This is a genomic window from Nitrospira sp. Vd2 (genome assembly GCF_979581665.1).
This window is the reverse complement of record NZ_CEFZSK010000042.1, coordinates 71015-85524: the sequence shown is the minus strand read 5'-3', so window position 1 is coordinate 85524 and position 14510 is coordinate 71015. Positions and strand designations below refer to the sequence as shown.

Annotated in this window: 12 protein-coding genes; 1 reads left to right on the top strand and 11 read right to left on the bottom strand. The window is 55.0% G+C overall.

Annotated features, from left to right (window positions below; genetic code table 11):
- Positions 1–169: 169 nt before the first annotated feature.
- From AC1U7K_RS19010 to AC1U7K_RS18970, 9 genes are all read right to left on the bottom strand, one after another.
- Positions 170–4489: a pilus assembly protein gene (locus tag AC1U7K_RS19010; RefSeq protein WP_480253413.1), complete on the bottom strand. Its 4320-nt coding sequence runs from the start codon at positions 4487–4489 to the stop codon at positions 170–172.
- A 390-nt stretch (positions 4490–4879) separates the two neighbouring features.
- Entirely contained in the window at positions 4880–5485 is a 606-nt protein-coding gene (locus tag AC1U7K_RS19005; RefSeq protein ID WP_480253412.1) for a pilus assembly PilX family protein, read from the bottom strand.
- Between the two features lie 18 nt (positions 5486–5503).
- Positions 5504–6592: a PilW family protein gene (locus tag AC1U7K_RS19000; protein ID WP_480253411.1), complete on the bottom strand. Its 1089-nt coding sequence runs from the start codon at positions 6590–6592 to the stop codon at positions 5504–5506.
- 483 nt (positions 6593–7075) lie between these two features.
- Positions 7076–7465: a GspH/FimT family protein gene (locus AC1U7K_RS18995; RefSeq protein WP_480253478.1), complete on the bottom strand. Its 390-nt coding sequence runs from the start codon at positions 7463–7465 to the stop codon at positions 7076–7078.
- A 306-nt stretch (positions 7466–7771) separates the two neighbouring features.
- Entirely contained in the window at positions 7772–9211 is a 1440-nt protein-coding gene (locus AC1U7K_RS18990; RefSeq protein WP_480253410.1) for a PilX N-terminal domain-containing pilus assembly protein, read from the bottom strand.
- The gene (locus AC1U7K_RS18985; RefSeq protein WP_480253409.1) at positions 9204–9974 is read right to left on the bottom strand and encodes a PilW family protein; all 771 of its coding nucleotides are present in this window, start codon (positions 9972–9974) and stop codon (positions 9204–9206) included. Before AC1U7K_RS18985 ends, AC1U7K_RS18990 begins: the two co-directional genes overlap by 8 nt.
- On the bottom strand, positions 9958–10437 hold the full coding sequence (locus AC1U7K_RS18980; RefSeq protein WP_480253408.1) for a type IV pilus modification PilV family protein: 480 nt from the start codon (positions 10435–10437) through the stop codon (positions 9958–9960). Before AC1U7K_RS18980 ends, AC1U7K_RS18985 begins: the two co-directional genes overlap by 17 nt.
- 16 nt (positions 10438–10453) lie before the next feature.
- Positions 10454–10912 (bottom strand): GspH/FimT family protein, encoded by a 459-nt coding sequence (locus tag AC1U7K_RS18975; protein ID WP_480253407.1) that lies wholly within the window; start codon positions 10910–10912, stop codon positions 10454–10456.
- A 179-nt stretch (positions 10913–11091) separates the two neighbouring features.
- Complete coding sequence (locus AC1U7K_RS18970) at positions 11092–11859, bottom strand: prepilin peptidase (protein WP_480253406.1); 768 nt, start codon at positions 11857–11859, stop codon at positions 11092–11094.
- 160 nt (positions 11860–12019) lie between these two features.
- On the opposite strand from AC1U7K_RS18970, the gene AC1U7K_RS18965 reads away from it, so the two are divergent.
- Positions 12020–12274: a response regulator transcription factor gene (locus tag AC1U7K_RS18965; RefSeq protein WP_480253405.1), complete on the top strand. Its 255-nt coding sequence runs from the start codon at positions 12020–12022 to the stop codon at positions 12272–12274.
- Here the strand turns inward: AC1U7K_RS18965 and rlmB are convergent.
- Together rlmB and cysS are read right to left on the bottom strand one after the other, a co-directional pair.
- Positions 12258–12992, bottom strand: coding sequence for a 23S rRNA (guanosine(2251)-2'-O)-methyltransferase RlmB (rlmB, locus tag AC1U7K_RS18960; protein ID WP_480253477.1), 735 nt, complete (start codon positions 12990–12992; stop codon positions 12258–12260). The two genes, AC1U7K_RS18965 and rlmB, sit on opposite strands and share 17 nt — an antisense overlap.
- Before the next feature lie 10 nt (positions 12993–13002).
- Positions 13003–14505 carry a cysteine--tRNA ligase gene (cysS, locus tag AC1U7K_RS18955; protein ID WP_480253404.1) on the bottom strand — a complete coding sequence of 501 codons (1503 nt, stop codon included), beginning with the start codon at positions 14503–14505 and terminating at the stop codon, positions 13003–13005.
- Between the last annotated feature and the right edge of the window lie 5 nt (positions 14506–14510).

Here is a 14510-nt window from a genome sequence, read left to right as displayed (position 1 = left end):
TTGAAGATCCTTCTCCCGGCTGAACAGAGTCAGCGGTACATCCTTCGAACAAGAGAACGATACCAGCAAAGGCAAGTAGACATGCCAGCGCGGAGCTAGAAGAAAAGAAAGGTGTAGGGCCGTTCCTACTTAGGATAGCCCTACACCTTCCCATGTTAGCGGTGCAACCTCAAAGCCGCTGGTTGTTCCACGATAGATAGCGGCTCCAGACAGGCTGAGTTTTGACGCAGCTCACAGTTGTCGCATTGAGTGTCGACTGACCCACAATCGTCACTCGTCCAGCGCAACCACTCGGAGAAGAGGTACTCCCCATGCTCCCACTGCCCTCGGCTCCGATATGGACGGAGAGCTGACCGGTTTGACCTGCTCCTAGGTACATCGACGAGTTGACCTGATTTCCACCAGCGCCGCCCAGACCGATGACATTTTGATTCCATGCTGTCCCGGTCTGATAGAACAGCGCGTACAGGTACGACGACCCATTCGATGAGCAAATCGTCGTGTCCGGTACAAACGACGGGAAGAAGACGATACCGCCTATCACTGTGGGCTTAACCAAGACGCGTTCCAATGGCGGTGACGATGGGCGCATGAGCTTTGTCACCCATCCTCGATACGTGCTCGCGATCAAACCCTGGAGCGAACTCGAACTATTACCGATCAGTGTGCTCGGCGATAGCCCGCCCGCTGTTATGCCCAGGAGCGTGTTGTCGGTAAAGACTTGGGCGTTCGACACGTCGACCAAATTATTGTCGATACAACTTGTCGCACCACTTTGCGGGCATGGCGCCATAGAGAAAACCGAATCCTTGATCCCGAAGAAGTACTGTTGTTCGGCCAATGACTTGTCGGACGAGTCATAAAACCGACCGGTCCCAAAAAACACCCACAAATTGTTCGCGTCATCCATCGTAATGCTGGGCGCGGCAGTCACGGGACCGACAGGATTGCCGCCAAACGTGCTGATAATCTTTGTCGGCGTCCTGTTACCGGTCCCCGAAACGCCCCACGTATTCGTGCTGCAGGACATCCCGGGACATGGCGTCGTGAGGCGGTACATCTCTCCTTTCCACGGAGAAGTACTGTCTTTTATAAGACTGCCGCCGTACATCACATCAACAAGATAGTCGATATCTTTATCGACGGTGACCACGTCGCCAATAAAGGATTCGACCGCGGGATACGGGCTAAATTGCGTCGAGACGTCGAAGACAGTCTTCGACGGCGTCGTTGTCAGATCAAACACGAACACTCTCGACCCTTGCTTAATCGTATCGACCTTGTAGTTGGTCGGCCCGGATCCAAAGAGGATGTACCACTTCGCACCCGCGGCCTGCCAATTCTTGCACGTCGATGTCGTACATGGCGGCTTTACACGAGCGACAGTCGGATAGCTTGTGGTAAAGCCAAGGCTAGGATCCGTGAAGCTCCATAGCAACTTCGGTCCGGTGGTCATGAAGACTTCCGGATCTGTAATATCGAGCACCACGTAGGCACTATAGAAATTCCGCGTGTCACCTGGGTCTGTCATATTCCCATTTGGCGGATCACTGAAGTCGGACGTCACCGTCATCGTCCTCACGGCATTATTGGCGCTTTGGCAATTGGCGGCGCCGCAGCTTCCCCCGAAACGGAATCCGATAATCAGGATCGTTCCCCAACCATTCGGGTGATCTACGCCGGCCTGACCTTGCACACACGGCGTGCCAAGGGATTCAACAGTCCCGCCTGAATCACAGAAGATCCGAACATCGGTAATCCGCGGCTTGAGGTCGACATAATAAACATGGCTGTAGTTCTCACTCGCCAGCCAGCGGAGATGCGGCAGTAATTCCATCGGGATGAACGCAAACATTTCATCCCCGAGCGGTCCCGTATAGGAGACGGGATTCGTCGCTCGCTGGACTGAGAAATAGCCATGTTCGACCTTTGTCGTCGTGCTCGGATCGTCCCCTGCTGTGTAAAACCCGCCATTAAAGGCATGGAGCATGCCATCATTGGCCCCGGCAAAAATCACCTGCCGTCGGTTTGCATACTTCTTATAGAATTCCTGATATGTCGGATCGCCATAGATAAGATCATATCGTTCTCGAGGGGCGGCCGACACCGTGGGACTTGAATTAATGATATCGCCGAGCTTCCAGATTTTTTTCCCGTAACCCCCGACCGTCAACGACCGATCACGAAGGAGGAGATTGCCGCTGCTATCGGTGACATCGTCTCCCCTCACCCATTTGATCAAGCTATGCTCATCGAACGGAGACGCTGACGCGGCCAGGTATGGCTTTAGGAGTGTCGCGTTGGAGTCGTCGAAGGAAATGAACTCATTGTTTCCGACGATGCCGTCGTTGTTGCGGTCGACCCAAGTCCAGATGTGTCGATTGACCGCATCTTTGATCGCAAGCTGTGTCCCCGCCTCCCAGATCGGAGCCAGCGCTGTCAGATCGATATCAGGAGAAACCGGTTGTGGTGTGTCCGGCTTTCCATCGCCGTTCGTGTCTAGGATTGGATCAGCCTTTCCATCCTCATCCAAATCCTGATATCGATGAACTTTCACGTTTTGAGTAACAGGGTCCAGAAACCATGTGAGAATGTAATCGTCTTTGTAGACAAGCTTTTGATCCCTGATCGTATCCTCACGGATGTTGCCAAACTTGTCCACCCAGAGACCTTGCGTATAACCGGTCCAGAGGATTGTATTTAATCCTTCCGTCACTTGTGGGAAGAACGACGCCTGATAGATCGCTCCTTCACCCGTCGATGAACTGGACAAGACAGATGCAGCGGTACCTGACGCACTCCTCTGCAGAATACTGTTGATCGTCGCGAGCAACTTATCCTTCAAGTCATCGGCATTCGACGATTCAAAATACGTATCTGGGAGGCCGTCAGGGCCTTTGGCGCCCGTGTAGTTGTTAACCTTATCCCATTCCTGTTGAAGGTCTGGGATATTGTTCCCATTGATGTCGTCAAATCCACCAAGCTTGGCCGTATCCTTCAAAATGTTCGAGCCGGTGCCGAACGCAAAGAAGGTATAGACCGTCAAGTTGTGAAAGTTCGTTGGGCTATCACCAGGGATGGGAGTGCCCGGGACGCCGAGCACCGGCAAATTTCCCGACTGCGGGCGCAAGTTGGTCGTATGGGCATAGTAGGCAACGTCATCTAAATAGTGTCCCCCGCTGTATTGGCACGGGTCCGACTGATCGCCTCCATAGTATTTGGAGCAGTTGTCATGATGCTCATTAATTGTATTGTCGTGATCAGTGATTGAGGGGCTGGGGTAATTCTCTGCGTGCTTGGGCGGTGGACCGTTGCCGGCGGCGATATCACTCGTACAACCTGCCGGCACATTGCAGTGCAAACTTGTCCCGTGATTCCCAACGGTATGGGCATAGTCCATCAGACCCGCTGGGATATTGGTATCCATCGTGGGCTGGCCATCGGTGAAGACAATGACAAAGCTCTTGCAACACGGTACATATGTCCCCGGGTTACTGGCCCATGGCGCTTTAAAATAGTATGGATCATTATTTGTATTGACGGCATAATCCGATCCCGGGAATGCCGGCGGGATTTGAGCGAAGTATCGAGTGGCCTCATACAGGGATTCGGCTAACGGAGTCCATGTGTTGGCACTGGTATTCTCAATCCCCGTGATCATAGAAACCGTATTATCGCCGACGTACGTTTGAATTTTCCCACCATCGGAGGTTGAGCCACTGCCTGACTTAAATTCCATCAAACCAAAACGAGCCTTATTGCCGATGGCTTGAATAATTCCACTAGGCTCCGAAGAGATATCGACGGTCAGTGAATAAGCCGTGCCGCTGCTGCTGTTGACAGGGCAACTCCCTCCACTTAGACTCTGCACGCGTAGGTTCGCATTGCTTCGGAAAAAGCATTTTGTTCCTGATGCGACAGAGGACGGCACGAGGCCAGTGGCCGAAATCATGATTCCGACTTGGTCTCTGCTGCTGTTCTCGAGATTCATTTTCCCGCCCGGATAACAGCTGGCGGTGGTCACAGCCCGCGGCGAACATTTCCCCCCCATCATCACCCATTTCACAATCTCGATGCGTGTCATCGTGACATAGTTGAGGAAATTTCCGTCCCATTGGTTATTCCCGCCGCATGTGCTTCCTGAACCCGGGGCAGGTCGAGTGATACCAGGCGTGAAGCGGCTGCTTCCATACGTGTAGCACATTGTATTATCGAAATAGCCACCATAAGCTCTCATCGGATCGTATATATCGCTTCCCGTTGGTTGAGCCGGAATCTCTGACGTGCTTTGATGGTATGCCGAGTCGTCCATGCTGCCTGAATTGTCGACCAACAATAGAATGTTCGGCGGCACGACCGAAGGCAGAAAGGGCGGCAAGGCGGTGTAGTCGCTGTTGCTCGGTGCGGTGACCGCGGCGAATACGTTCGTGGACATCAATAATGCGAGAAGCACTATCACTGCGGTGCGCGTCGAGAGTGGGCATTTCATGATGTCCCTCCCTGTCATTCTCGTCTTCGCTTTTCGGAGCTTCGATTGTCGTCCAACATCTTTAGCGCGGAAGAATGATCACGAGTTGATCGATTCGCCCTTGCGACAGGTGGTAGGCGATGGGGCCTCCCACTTCTACGTCCTTAAGATCCCGTCCATTATGAAGCGAGTCCTCAATCACTACTGACTGTGCCAATTCGTATTTCTTGCCGTCGATCACAATATAGTGCTGTCCGACTTGATTGACTTCCCCTCTTATCAGACTTCCAACCCCCAGCTGATTCATAATTTGCCCATGTACCGAACTCGAAATGAATCCAACCCATAGAGTTACGAACAGGGCCAGGATTCTGATCCAGTGGGTTCTTCTGTTAGCTCTCATCACTCCTCCTAAATCTTTCGCTGGCAGGAGTCGCCTTGTACGGCACATGCATATATTGCCGTGATTCGGCTATTGGTGCTCGTCGCCGCGTTTGTGGCCATGCAGTCGATGCGGTAAATGATGTCGACTCCGCCACCTCCTGGACTGCCGTCATAGCCGGAGGCAAATTCAATCGCGCTGCCGGTCCGAACCTTTGCATACAATCGATCGAGGTCACCGTTAACTGTGTAACCGCCGATGGCCATTTGAAGGTTTGGTACCACGTCCGTCACCGAATCAGCATTGTTATCCAATTGCCCGAAGATTTCTTGGGCTACTGTGGGTGCATTTGCATCCGGGACAGGGCCACCGTTACTAGCCTTGAACGCATCCGGGAGAGCGCTGAGAGGAATAGACTGCATGATGACATTGACGGCGGTCCCAACACAGGATTCAGCAGCTGTGGCGGCCGCCTCACCGGTCCGCTGAAAGCCAGCGATTCGGTTTTCAAGCGCGGTGACGGTGATTCCCGCTATGCCGATTACCGTCATGATCACCATGATTAACAGCACGGTAATCATGGCTACGCCATGTTCATTTAAATAACCGCTGCTGATACTCGTCTTGGGCCTCATGCGCATCTCACTATTAGGTCACAATCCAATATTTCGTACTTCCACTGTCCTCGTGACGATCCTGCGGCGGTACTGCTGATATGTCGCCAACGAGTATCCGGAATCCAGCGCGGGATTGTGGTCAGATACGGTAATCGGCGAAGGTGAATTCGTTGTCATCGTCGCGTTGCCTTCCCCAAAGCCCTGGTCCGGTCGGGTCTCTCTTGCGACGATATTCACGAGCACCAAGCGAATCGTATCTCCAGTCATCGGTGCGACGATCCAGGAATTATCGGACACGAAATCTGCGAGCGTGAATTGGTTATCGACGGCGCCTTGGTCATCAATAATCCCATCCGCCACTCCTGCATTCATCGCCGCATTACAGCCGTCGCATGCGTATGATAACTGCACGTCTTCAACGCCATCTGTAATAGCAACGCACGCGGTCGTCCCGCCCGGCCCGTTACAGTCCATCCGTCCTCCTACAAGAGGGGCGTTTATTCCACGGACCAAGCAGGGAGCATTACCGCCGCAAACCGATGCATTGACATCGGTCGGCCGTATGACCTGATACGTCACGCATTGCAATAGGTACACGGGCGTACCAGCCGTAAAGGTCATCGGTTTCGGATAACTGTTTTGCAGCGTCAGAGTCGTACCCGATACCACTGATACCGTGGTTGATGCCATTCCGCCTATCGATATCGGATCACCGACATTCACAGCACTCGTCAAATTGACGTCGATTGATTGGATAGGCCACACTGACGTCGTCGTGTTCACCGTGCCAACCTGCGCCGGAACCACCAGAGAGATAGAATCAGGACCGTTATCTGCTCCGCCAACATTGTTGTCCGCTGGTACAATTGCTTGATTGCAATTGCCAACTGGCCCTGCCATGGCAAAGCCGGCCATCTTAATGTCATGTGACAGCAGTTCCATGGCTATCCTTGCGCTCTGCTGAGTCTGGGCCGTCTGATCACTCACTCGCGTGGCTTTGCTGCTTGTCGTTAACATCGTAAACGCAGCGGCCGCGACGAGGAAGGCAATGATGGCACCGACAAGCAGTTCTATCAGGGTGAATCCGTGTTCTTTGCAAACGATGATCTCTCGCGTCTCTTCCACCGGCTGCTACTCCAGTGCAATGACTCCAACAAGAGAGACGTTTTTGCTTCGCGCTAGAATGCTGCCGCCCGACACTTTTCCCTGCCACGTTACCTGTACGGTAACGAGATTCTCATTGAGTGGAGGGGCGCTTGGGCCCGTTGGTACGACCCTGACGATTCCTTGCGCTTTCTGCAGGGGAGAGTTTTGCAGGCGAGCCAGCCACTGCGCGTAGTCACCACTCGCCATGGTGCTCGAACTAGGTGGCGCCGTGCCGAGAACGGTATCAATATTGTTGTACGCCGATATGTTTCGTCGATTAAACTGTATACGTTCCATCATGTCCGCGGCTAAATTCGTCGCAATGGTTAGTTCATTCGCATCGACATTGCGGCCTAGCGACACCCCTTGCATTCCTGCGAGAGCGAGCAACCCAATCGCAAGTATGACGGCCGCCAACATTCCTTCTAGAATTGTAAAGCCCGACTCAGTTTTCATTGCAATTTAATTGCAAACACTAACTGGGCACCACCGGACTTTGCCGGCCGGTGTCACGACGACTGAATAGGTCAATGCGTCAGCATTGGTGATCGTGATCTGTTGTGGTCCGGCAGGCCCGCCCGATCGAAGGCCTAGTGAGTTAAACTGTATCTGCGCCGGCACCACTACCGGCGTAAGAGTAGCTGTTACCCCACTCCCTTGAATTATAACGGGAGGCAGTACCCCGAAAGTCGTCACACCTCCCGACGTTGCACTGAAGCTGACTCCATATTGGCCGCAATAAACGGTATTCGGAGGGCAAGCAATGGTTCCAAGGGACGCCGTAACCGTCGCGTTCCGGTTCATTGCCGTCATTCTGGCAAGGCTGAGACTACTTTGAAGATTTGTCGTCATTTGCCGAAGTTGATAGGTCCGATTCCACTGAAGGTAATTAGGGATGGCGAGCACAACGGCTGTTGTAATGATCCCAAGGACAACCATCAGCTCGATAAGCGTGACGCCCGCATTAGCTTCTCGTGTGGCCTTAGAACTCATCTCAGGGCAATCCATAGCGCTGAAAAGTGTAGCACGGGCTATGCCGACGGCAGCCAATAGAGGCGGGGTGGCGTCTAAGCCGTTGCTATTAGGTGCGATGTCGGTCAGCTGCCAATGAGAAGCGCTGATGAACAGAGTGAAGGAAGGGACAATTTTTCGTCGAGGCTAGTACCTTTCTTGCCATGTCCCAGGTGCTGGATAGACGACAGGAAGCCCAGGATAATAGCCTCTGCTAAAGTCGTAATTATACCAGGCTTCAATGGGACGAGCGCCTGCAGTAATAGGGCTCACAGCCCCTTGTACAACCAGCGCTCCAAAGAGTCGGAGGTCGCCTTCGTAGGTCAGATTACCGGCCACGTGGAGCAGGCCGTTGACGTGAATATTGTTGAGCATCACAGCGATTCGAGCTCCCCCTGGCATGTCGGGTGGACTTAACGCCGAGACGCTTTGACCTACTCTGTATGACTTTAGATGCACGTTAGCGTTGATCACGAATACACCCTCAGCATACTCAACATCAATAATCACCGTTCCAAGGTTGTCAGGACGAGGCGGCTTTTGATCTAAGGTATCAACGAAAACCAGTCCGCGGTTGTCCTCTCCAGAAGCGGACCGCATAACGTCGTTAATATCAATTCCGGTTCCAGCTGCAACCCTTCCGTCCCGATACAGTAATCCATCACCTCCGCGCACATAGTAAGTCCCAAAAGCCTTTGCATATTTCTTCAAATCTTCGTACGGCCAGCGATCCAAATGTAGGCCGGGCATCGGTTCCTGATGCTCTTGTATATTAGATGGAATCGCTGACGAAGGGGCAAACAAGGCATCGAAGCTGCCAGCACCGGCCAGGAGCAGTTCGAACCACCGATCCTCTCGTCTACCCATGTCCGCATAGGATACGTCGCTCACCGGCGCCAATAGGCTTTTCGTCGGAACATCGGCCACTGGTGGAAGGAGCTGATCACCGTTTACTTTCGCACTTCCCCAATGAAGAACGACGGGGAAGGGCACTGTCGTGCTTCCCACGCCTATCTGGACGCCGGATCGAATGGGTCTCAGAGAAACGGCCGACAGTTGCAATGAAACGGTTCTCGTCGCCCTCGACGTGGCGGCAGTGACTTCCACAGTGCACAAGAGATCGGCCCGCTGGGGCGAAAACACTTTGAGCGCACGAATCTCCCCGAGACGATACAATGGCGCAAACCACCCTGTTCCGGGATCATTCAACAGTCGGTCATCAGCAGGACGAGCGGCATCATAAAGAATGTCGGGTGCGGCGCTCGTGCCCGTAAATTGAGAGCGCCCGGCCATGTCAAAAAATGAAGGACCGCGGTCCACCAAGTTGAATCGCTTGCCCAGAAGTTCTCCTGGCTGACCTTGCTTGACGTCTGGCTGGTTGAACCACTGCGTGACAAGCTCGAGTCCGGCCTCGGCGAGGTATCGTGTCGCCGTCTCTTCTCGCAGATCGGCGACCATCTGTACTTCCTGCATCGCGAGGTTCACGGACACCAGACCCAAGATCGACAAGATCAGCGTGATGAGCAGGACACCCAGCAATGCCATGCCGCGTTCGCTGTTTCTATCGTATTGACTGATATTATCCACGTATACCGACCTCCGTTTTCAATGCAATTCGGTCTTCGCCAACATTGAGTTCAAGCCCGATTCGTCGGACATCGCCTGGAAGGACCACGGTGGCTCCGTCGCGATCAAGGTAGACCAACTTAAAGTACGTCACTTCGCCAATCAGCGAATTCGTGCCTCCGTCGACACGGCGCATCAAGGTCTGTTTCCCATCGCGTCCTGTTTTGAGGTAGTAGGCGACCTGATTCGACATCACCACTTCGCTTCCAGCGGCAAATGCTTCTCCGAGCGGCGCCGTGATCGACAAAGCGTTGCTGCGGCCATCTCGTGCAAGTTCAGCTTCGGCACATCGTTCCGATTCGCAGATAAGAATCCGCTTGCCCTTTCTCCAGTCCAGCCCGCTCGCCACGGTGAGTTCTCGATCCACCGATGAAGCCGGTGCAGTCAACACGGTAGTGAGTCCGTCAAGATTGGCATAGAATTCAACCTCGCGCTCTTCGGTTTTGATAAAGGCCGGCATGGGCGGCCGCGCGCCAGATCCCGCCATCCGCAACTCGTCCTCTAATACTCCAAGTCCCAGACGGTGGTCCTGATGAAGATTGACCCTCTGTTGCTGATTCGACAGCTTCCCGTGCAGTGCCGTGAGAATCTGAAATGCTGCAGAAAGCACGACAAGGCCAGCCGCCATGGCGATCAAGACTTCGGCGAGGCAGACGCCGACTTGGGTGTTGAGGCGACACCGAGTTCGGGTCGCGTTTGCGCTTACATCAATGGATGCCAACATAGGCTGGATTTGCTCGAAAGGTTGAGAGTGACAAACGCTTTGTCGCTCCACCGGCTTCGTATTGAGCGCGTGACTCGATCATGACCGCGATGGCAGCGGGGAGACGGTCTGCGCCTATCGGGGTGACGGTCCATTCGACAACAATCCCATTGGCCTCCATCTGGCCGGTATAGGTTCCATCGCCGGGATGAGCGTCACCACGAAGACCGTCGTCACCCATGAAGACATCGGGTATTCCGTCTAAATCGAGATCATCAGCTAACAGCTTCGCCCAAGGAGAGGTACGTTTGGCTTCGATCCGAGCCTGCGCGAGCGCCAGGGCCTTTGTTCCTCGGTCTCCCATCCGTACTCCGCCATCCGCTACTTGAAACATGGCTGTCACTCCGAGAATTGAAAAGGCCAGAATCACCATGGCGGTCATCACCTCGATCAGACTTCCTCCCGCCTCGTTCTTGCTCGGCATAGCGAAACTCTTTTGCTCAGGAGGCCGCGACGCGGCCCGTGATGCTCACAGTGAGACGCCTGACTTCACCGGAATCCCTTCGGATCGTAATCGTCGTCGGCGTCGCCACTCGCCCGCTCGGATAAAAGATGATCTTCTCGCCACTCGACAGGGATTCAACGATGACCCCGCGACGTGCGAACTGATATTCGCGAAACAACACCCTGCTTTTCACTAGCTCCGTTTTGAGGCTACTCGACGCTAGATCGAACACCACCTCTACCGGCTCCCGCTTCTGCACGGCCAGATGCCGCGCAAATCGCAACTCGGCAGCCAATTCCACCTCCACGGCCTTTGCCTTCTCCCGCATCGCGGCTCCAACCAACGACTCGGCACCGGCGAGCAGCGCAGCAGCGATCCCGAGTGCGATGAGGAGTTCAACAAGTGATACGCCGCGTTGTCCCATGGTCGTCTCCGGCAACTTTCCCCGCTCCATCAAGACTCATGCCGTGCTCACGCGATAGATGAAGCAGGATGAAAAGCGCTCAAAGTGATTACAGAGAATGATAATTGCTCGGGAGTGCTCGCGGGCAGGATCAGATCTTGGGAGTCACCAGAAGATACAAAGCAATCCGAAAAGATACGGATCGGAGGGAATCCGGCTAAGCGTGAGACTCAATGGCCGGACATCAAGTTGAGATACCAGTCGAACAGTTCATGATGAAAAAACATGGAAATGGCACCCCCGAAAGCGAGGAAGGGGCCGAACGGTAGATATTGGTCCCGTCGCATGACATTCATGAGGATGAGGGAAATCCCGACCCCCGCCCCCGTTACTGCGCCGATCAGCATCGTCAGTACGACGGGCTGCCATCCCAAAAAAGCGCCAATCATCGCCAGGAGCTTAATATCCCCCCCGCCCATCCCTTCTTTTCCAAACAAGTACGGACTCGCCCATGCCAATAGCCATAACAGACCACCGCCGAGGAGAAACCCCACGAGCGAATTCCATAACCCGACCGGTAGCACGGTGACCGAGGTCAGGAAGCCGACGACTATGCCGGGCAACGTAATGACATCGGGAATAATCTGATGATCCAAATCGATGTAGGTCACAACGAGCAGCGCCGAAAACAAGAGCGCGTACACCACGGCCTCGCCAGTGAGCCCGAAGTGCCAGGCAATCAGACCGTAGCCAGCCCCATTGATCAATTCAACAACCGGATAGCGAACGGGAATAGGAGAGCGACACGATCGACATCGTCCCCTCAATCGAAGATAGCTAATGAGAGGGATGTTATCAGCCGGCCGTATGGGTGCGAGGCACGACGGGCAATGCGACGGTGGCCAGGCAACCGACTGCTTGCGGGGAAGTCGATAAATGCAGACGTTCAGGAAGCTACCGACAATGAGCCCGATGAGCAGCACGACCAGGTACGGCATTAGGCGCCGCCCGGGCTGCAAGTGTGCCTGTGATCCGCTGTCTGTTCGTCAATGAGGATCGTCGCCGTCACAGTCACCCTCTAGGGATTTCTCTCAATTTACACACCTGAACCGGATTGAGATAATGGTCTAAGTAGTTGATCGTTCCCGTGGTCAAGGCATGGATCGCGTGACAAAGGAGAGAAAGGACCCGGCGCCGAAACGTAAGCGACCGGAAGCATTGACGAACCGGGAGCAAGAGATCCTGCAATTGATCTGGTCCGGCCTCAAGAATCGAGAAATCGCACAGCGGCTGAAAATAAGCGTCAAGACAGTGGAGGCGCACCGAGCCACCATGATGAAGAAGGTGCGGGTCTCCAATACGGCGCAACTCCTCAAAGCTGCCATCCAGGACGGGATCATTCAGATCCGCTGAGCTGTCGCTGCCTCACTGCTTCAAAGAGCACAACCGCCGCCGCCGCTGACACGTTGAGCGAAGCGATCCGGCCGTGCATCGGAATACGTGCCCGCTCATCACATTTCTCGAGCACGCCTCGCCGGATGCCGCTGCCCTCCCCACCGAGCACAAGAGCCATGGGACCTTTGAAATCAAGATCAAGATAGGGCCTCCTCGCTCCCGCGTCAAATCCGTAGACCCACAGGCCACGGGTTTGCAGATCCTCGATCAGCCTTGAGATGTTCGTCACCGCCGCGACGGGAAGATGCTCGATCGCTCCGGCAGAGGTCTTTGCCACGGCAGGTGTCAGTCCCACCGCTCGACGGTCCGGGATGCAGACGCCATGCGCGCCTGCCGCTTCGGCGGTTCGCACGATCGCGCCAAAATTAAATGGGTCCTGCACCCCGTCAAGGATCAGGATTAAGGCCGGTTCCCCCCGCTCAGTCGCACGGACGAACATGTCTTCAACGTCTGCATACTGTCTAGCGCCAACCAAGGCCACCACACTTTGGTGTTTCCCAGAGGGGACAAGTCGGTCCAGGGCGGCTTTAGGCTCGAAATGCACCCGCACACCGGCACTCCGCGCAAGGGTTACGAGCTCGGCTGTTTGCGCGTCTCGTCGTGACAGAAGGACTTTGAGGAGGGGGCGATGGCCCGAACGGAGTGCCTCGCGGACGGCGTGATATCCATAGACCATTTCGGGAGTCTTACCGCTTCCACCGGGTGGTCCCATCGGGCCGATCCTCGATTGTGATGCCTGCTTCTGCCAGTTCAGCTCGGATGCGGTCGGCCTTCTTGAAGTCTCTGCTGTTCCGCGCCTGCCTGCGCTGCTCGATCAAGGCCGCCACCTGCTCATCGGGGATCCATGCGCGGGGATGCGCGTCAGTCCCGACGCCAATGCTGTCCGACACAGCGATCTGAATCGGATTAAATCGCCAATCCTCGAGCCGAACGCGAAAGAGACCGATGACGCCGCCGTAACGCTGGAGCACGTCAGCGACCTGCCCGCGATCATCGCGCGATAATCCCTCGGCCAACAATTTGTTGACATCTGCCCTGAACCGCTGAAAGGCAGCGAGTGCCGCCGGCGTATTCAAGTCATCGTCCATCGCCGTATGAAAGGCCCGGTCCAGTTCGGCAAGGTGCTCTTGCAGGGACCCACTCGTCCCACCTGTCGGCCCATCACCCTCTCGAAGCCTCAGGAGTAGGCCATAGAATCCGTCGAGCGTTCGCTTCGCTTCTTCCAACGCTTGATCGGAAAAATCGATGGGACTTCGATAGTGAGTCGCAAGCAGAAAATACCGCAGCATCTCAGCCGTCACCGGCCCGGGCCACCGGCTCTGGCCGAATATCTCCCGAATCGTGAAAAAGTTCCCCAAAGACTTCGACATCTTCTCCTGATTCACCCGCACGAAGCCGTTATGAATCCAGTAGCGGGCAAAGGGGCGACCGGTTGCACCAGTCGACTGAGCAATTTCGTTTTCATGGTGAGGAAAAATCAAATCCTCGCCTCCACCATGAATGTCGAACGTTTCCCCCAAATGTTTCATCGACATAGCGGAACATTCGATATGCCAACCCGGCCGGCCCGGTCCCCACGGGCTGTCCCACGCCGGCTCATCCGGCTTGGCGGCCTTCCACAACGCGAAGTCGATGGGATGGCGCTTCCGCTCGTCGATCTCGACGCGCGCACCAGCCTGCAGTTCATCGAGCTTCCGCTTTGATAAGTGGCCATAGGCTGGAAACTTCTCCACCGCAAAGTACACGTCCCCATTGACCGGGTACGCGAATCCTTTCTCAACGAGCCGACGGATAAGCGCAATGATGTCGGCCATATGATCCGTGGCCTTCGGCTCGACGGTCGCGCCCTGGACACCAAGGCGGCCCATGTCCTCATGGTAGGCATCGATATAGGTCTTCGTGATCTGCTCCCACAGCAGCTTCTGCTCACGGGCTCGATTGATGATTTTGTCGTCCACGTCGGTAAAGTTCTTGACGAACGTCACCGAGTAGCCGCGATGCTCCAAGTACCGCCGCAGGACATCGAACACCATCGCGCTGCGGGCGTGGCCCAAATGACAATAGTCGTAGACGGTGACACCGCAGACATACATGCGGACCTGTCCCGGCGTCAGCGGCTCGAAGCGTTCCTTCATGGCCGTCATCGTGTTGTACAGGGTCATCGGCTGCATCGTCGGTGTGGTGCCCATCCTTC

Bases quoted from the DNA above. Each gene is read 5' to 3' on its own strand.
- AC1U7K_RS19010 (WP_480253413.1), bottom strand. From the start codon at position 4,489: ATGAAATGCCCACTCTCGACGCGCACCGCAGTGATAGTGCTTCTCGCA.
- AC1U7K_RS19005 (WP_480253412.1), bottom strand. From the start codon at position 5,485: ATGAGGCCCAAGACGAGTATCAGCAGCGGTTATTTAAATGAACATGGC.
- AC1U7K_RS18995 (WP_480253478.1), bottom strand. From the start codon at position 7,465: ATGACGACAAATCTTCAAAGTAGTCTCAGCCTTGCCAGAATGACGGCA.
- AC1U7K_RS18985 (WP_480253409.1), bottom strand. From the start codon at position 9,974: ATGTTGGCATCCATTGATGTAAGCGCAAACGCGACCCGAACTCGGTGT.
- AC1U7K_RS18980 (WP_480253408.1), bottom strand. From the start codon at position 10,437: ATGCCGAGCAAGAACGAGGCGGGAGGAAGTCTGATCGAGGTGATGACC.
- AC1U7K_RS18975 (WP_480253407.1), bottom strand. From the start codon at position 10,912: ATGGAGCGGGGAAAGTTGCCGGAGACGACCATGGGACAACGCGGCGTA.
- AC1U7K_RS18970 (WP_480253406.1), bottom strand. From the start codon at position 11,859: ATGCCGTACCTGGTCGTGCTGCTCATCGGGCTCATTGTCGGTAGCTTC.
- AC1U7K_RS18965 (WP_480253405.1), top strand. From the start codon at position 12,020: ATGGATCGCGTGACAAAGGAGAGAAAGGACCCGGCGCCGAAACGTAAG.
- rlmB (WP_480253477.1), bottom strand. From the start codon at position 12,992: ATGGTCTATGGATATCACGCCGTCCGCGAGGCACTCCGTTCGGGCCAT.
- cysS (WP_480253404.1), bottom strand. From the start codon at position 14,505: ATGGGCACCACACCGACGATGCAGCCGATGACCCTGTACAACACGATG.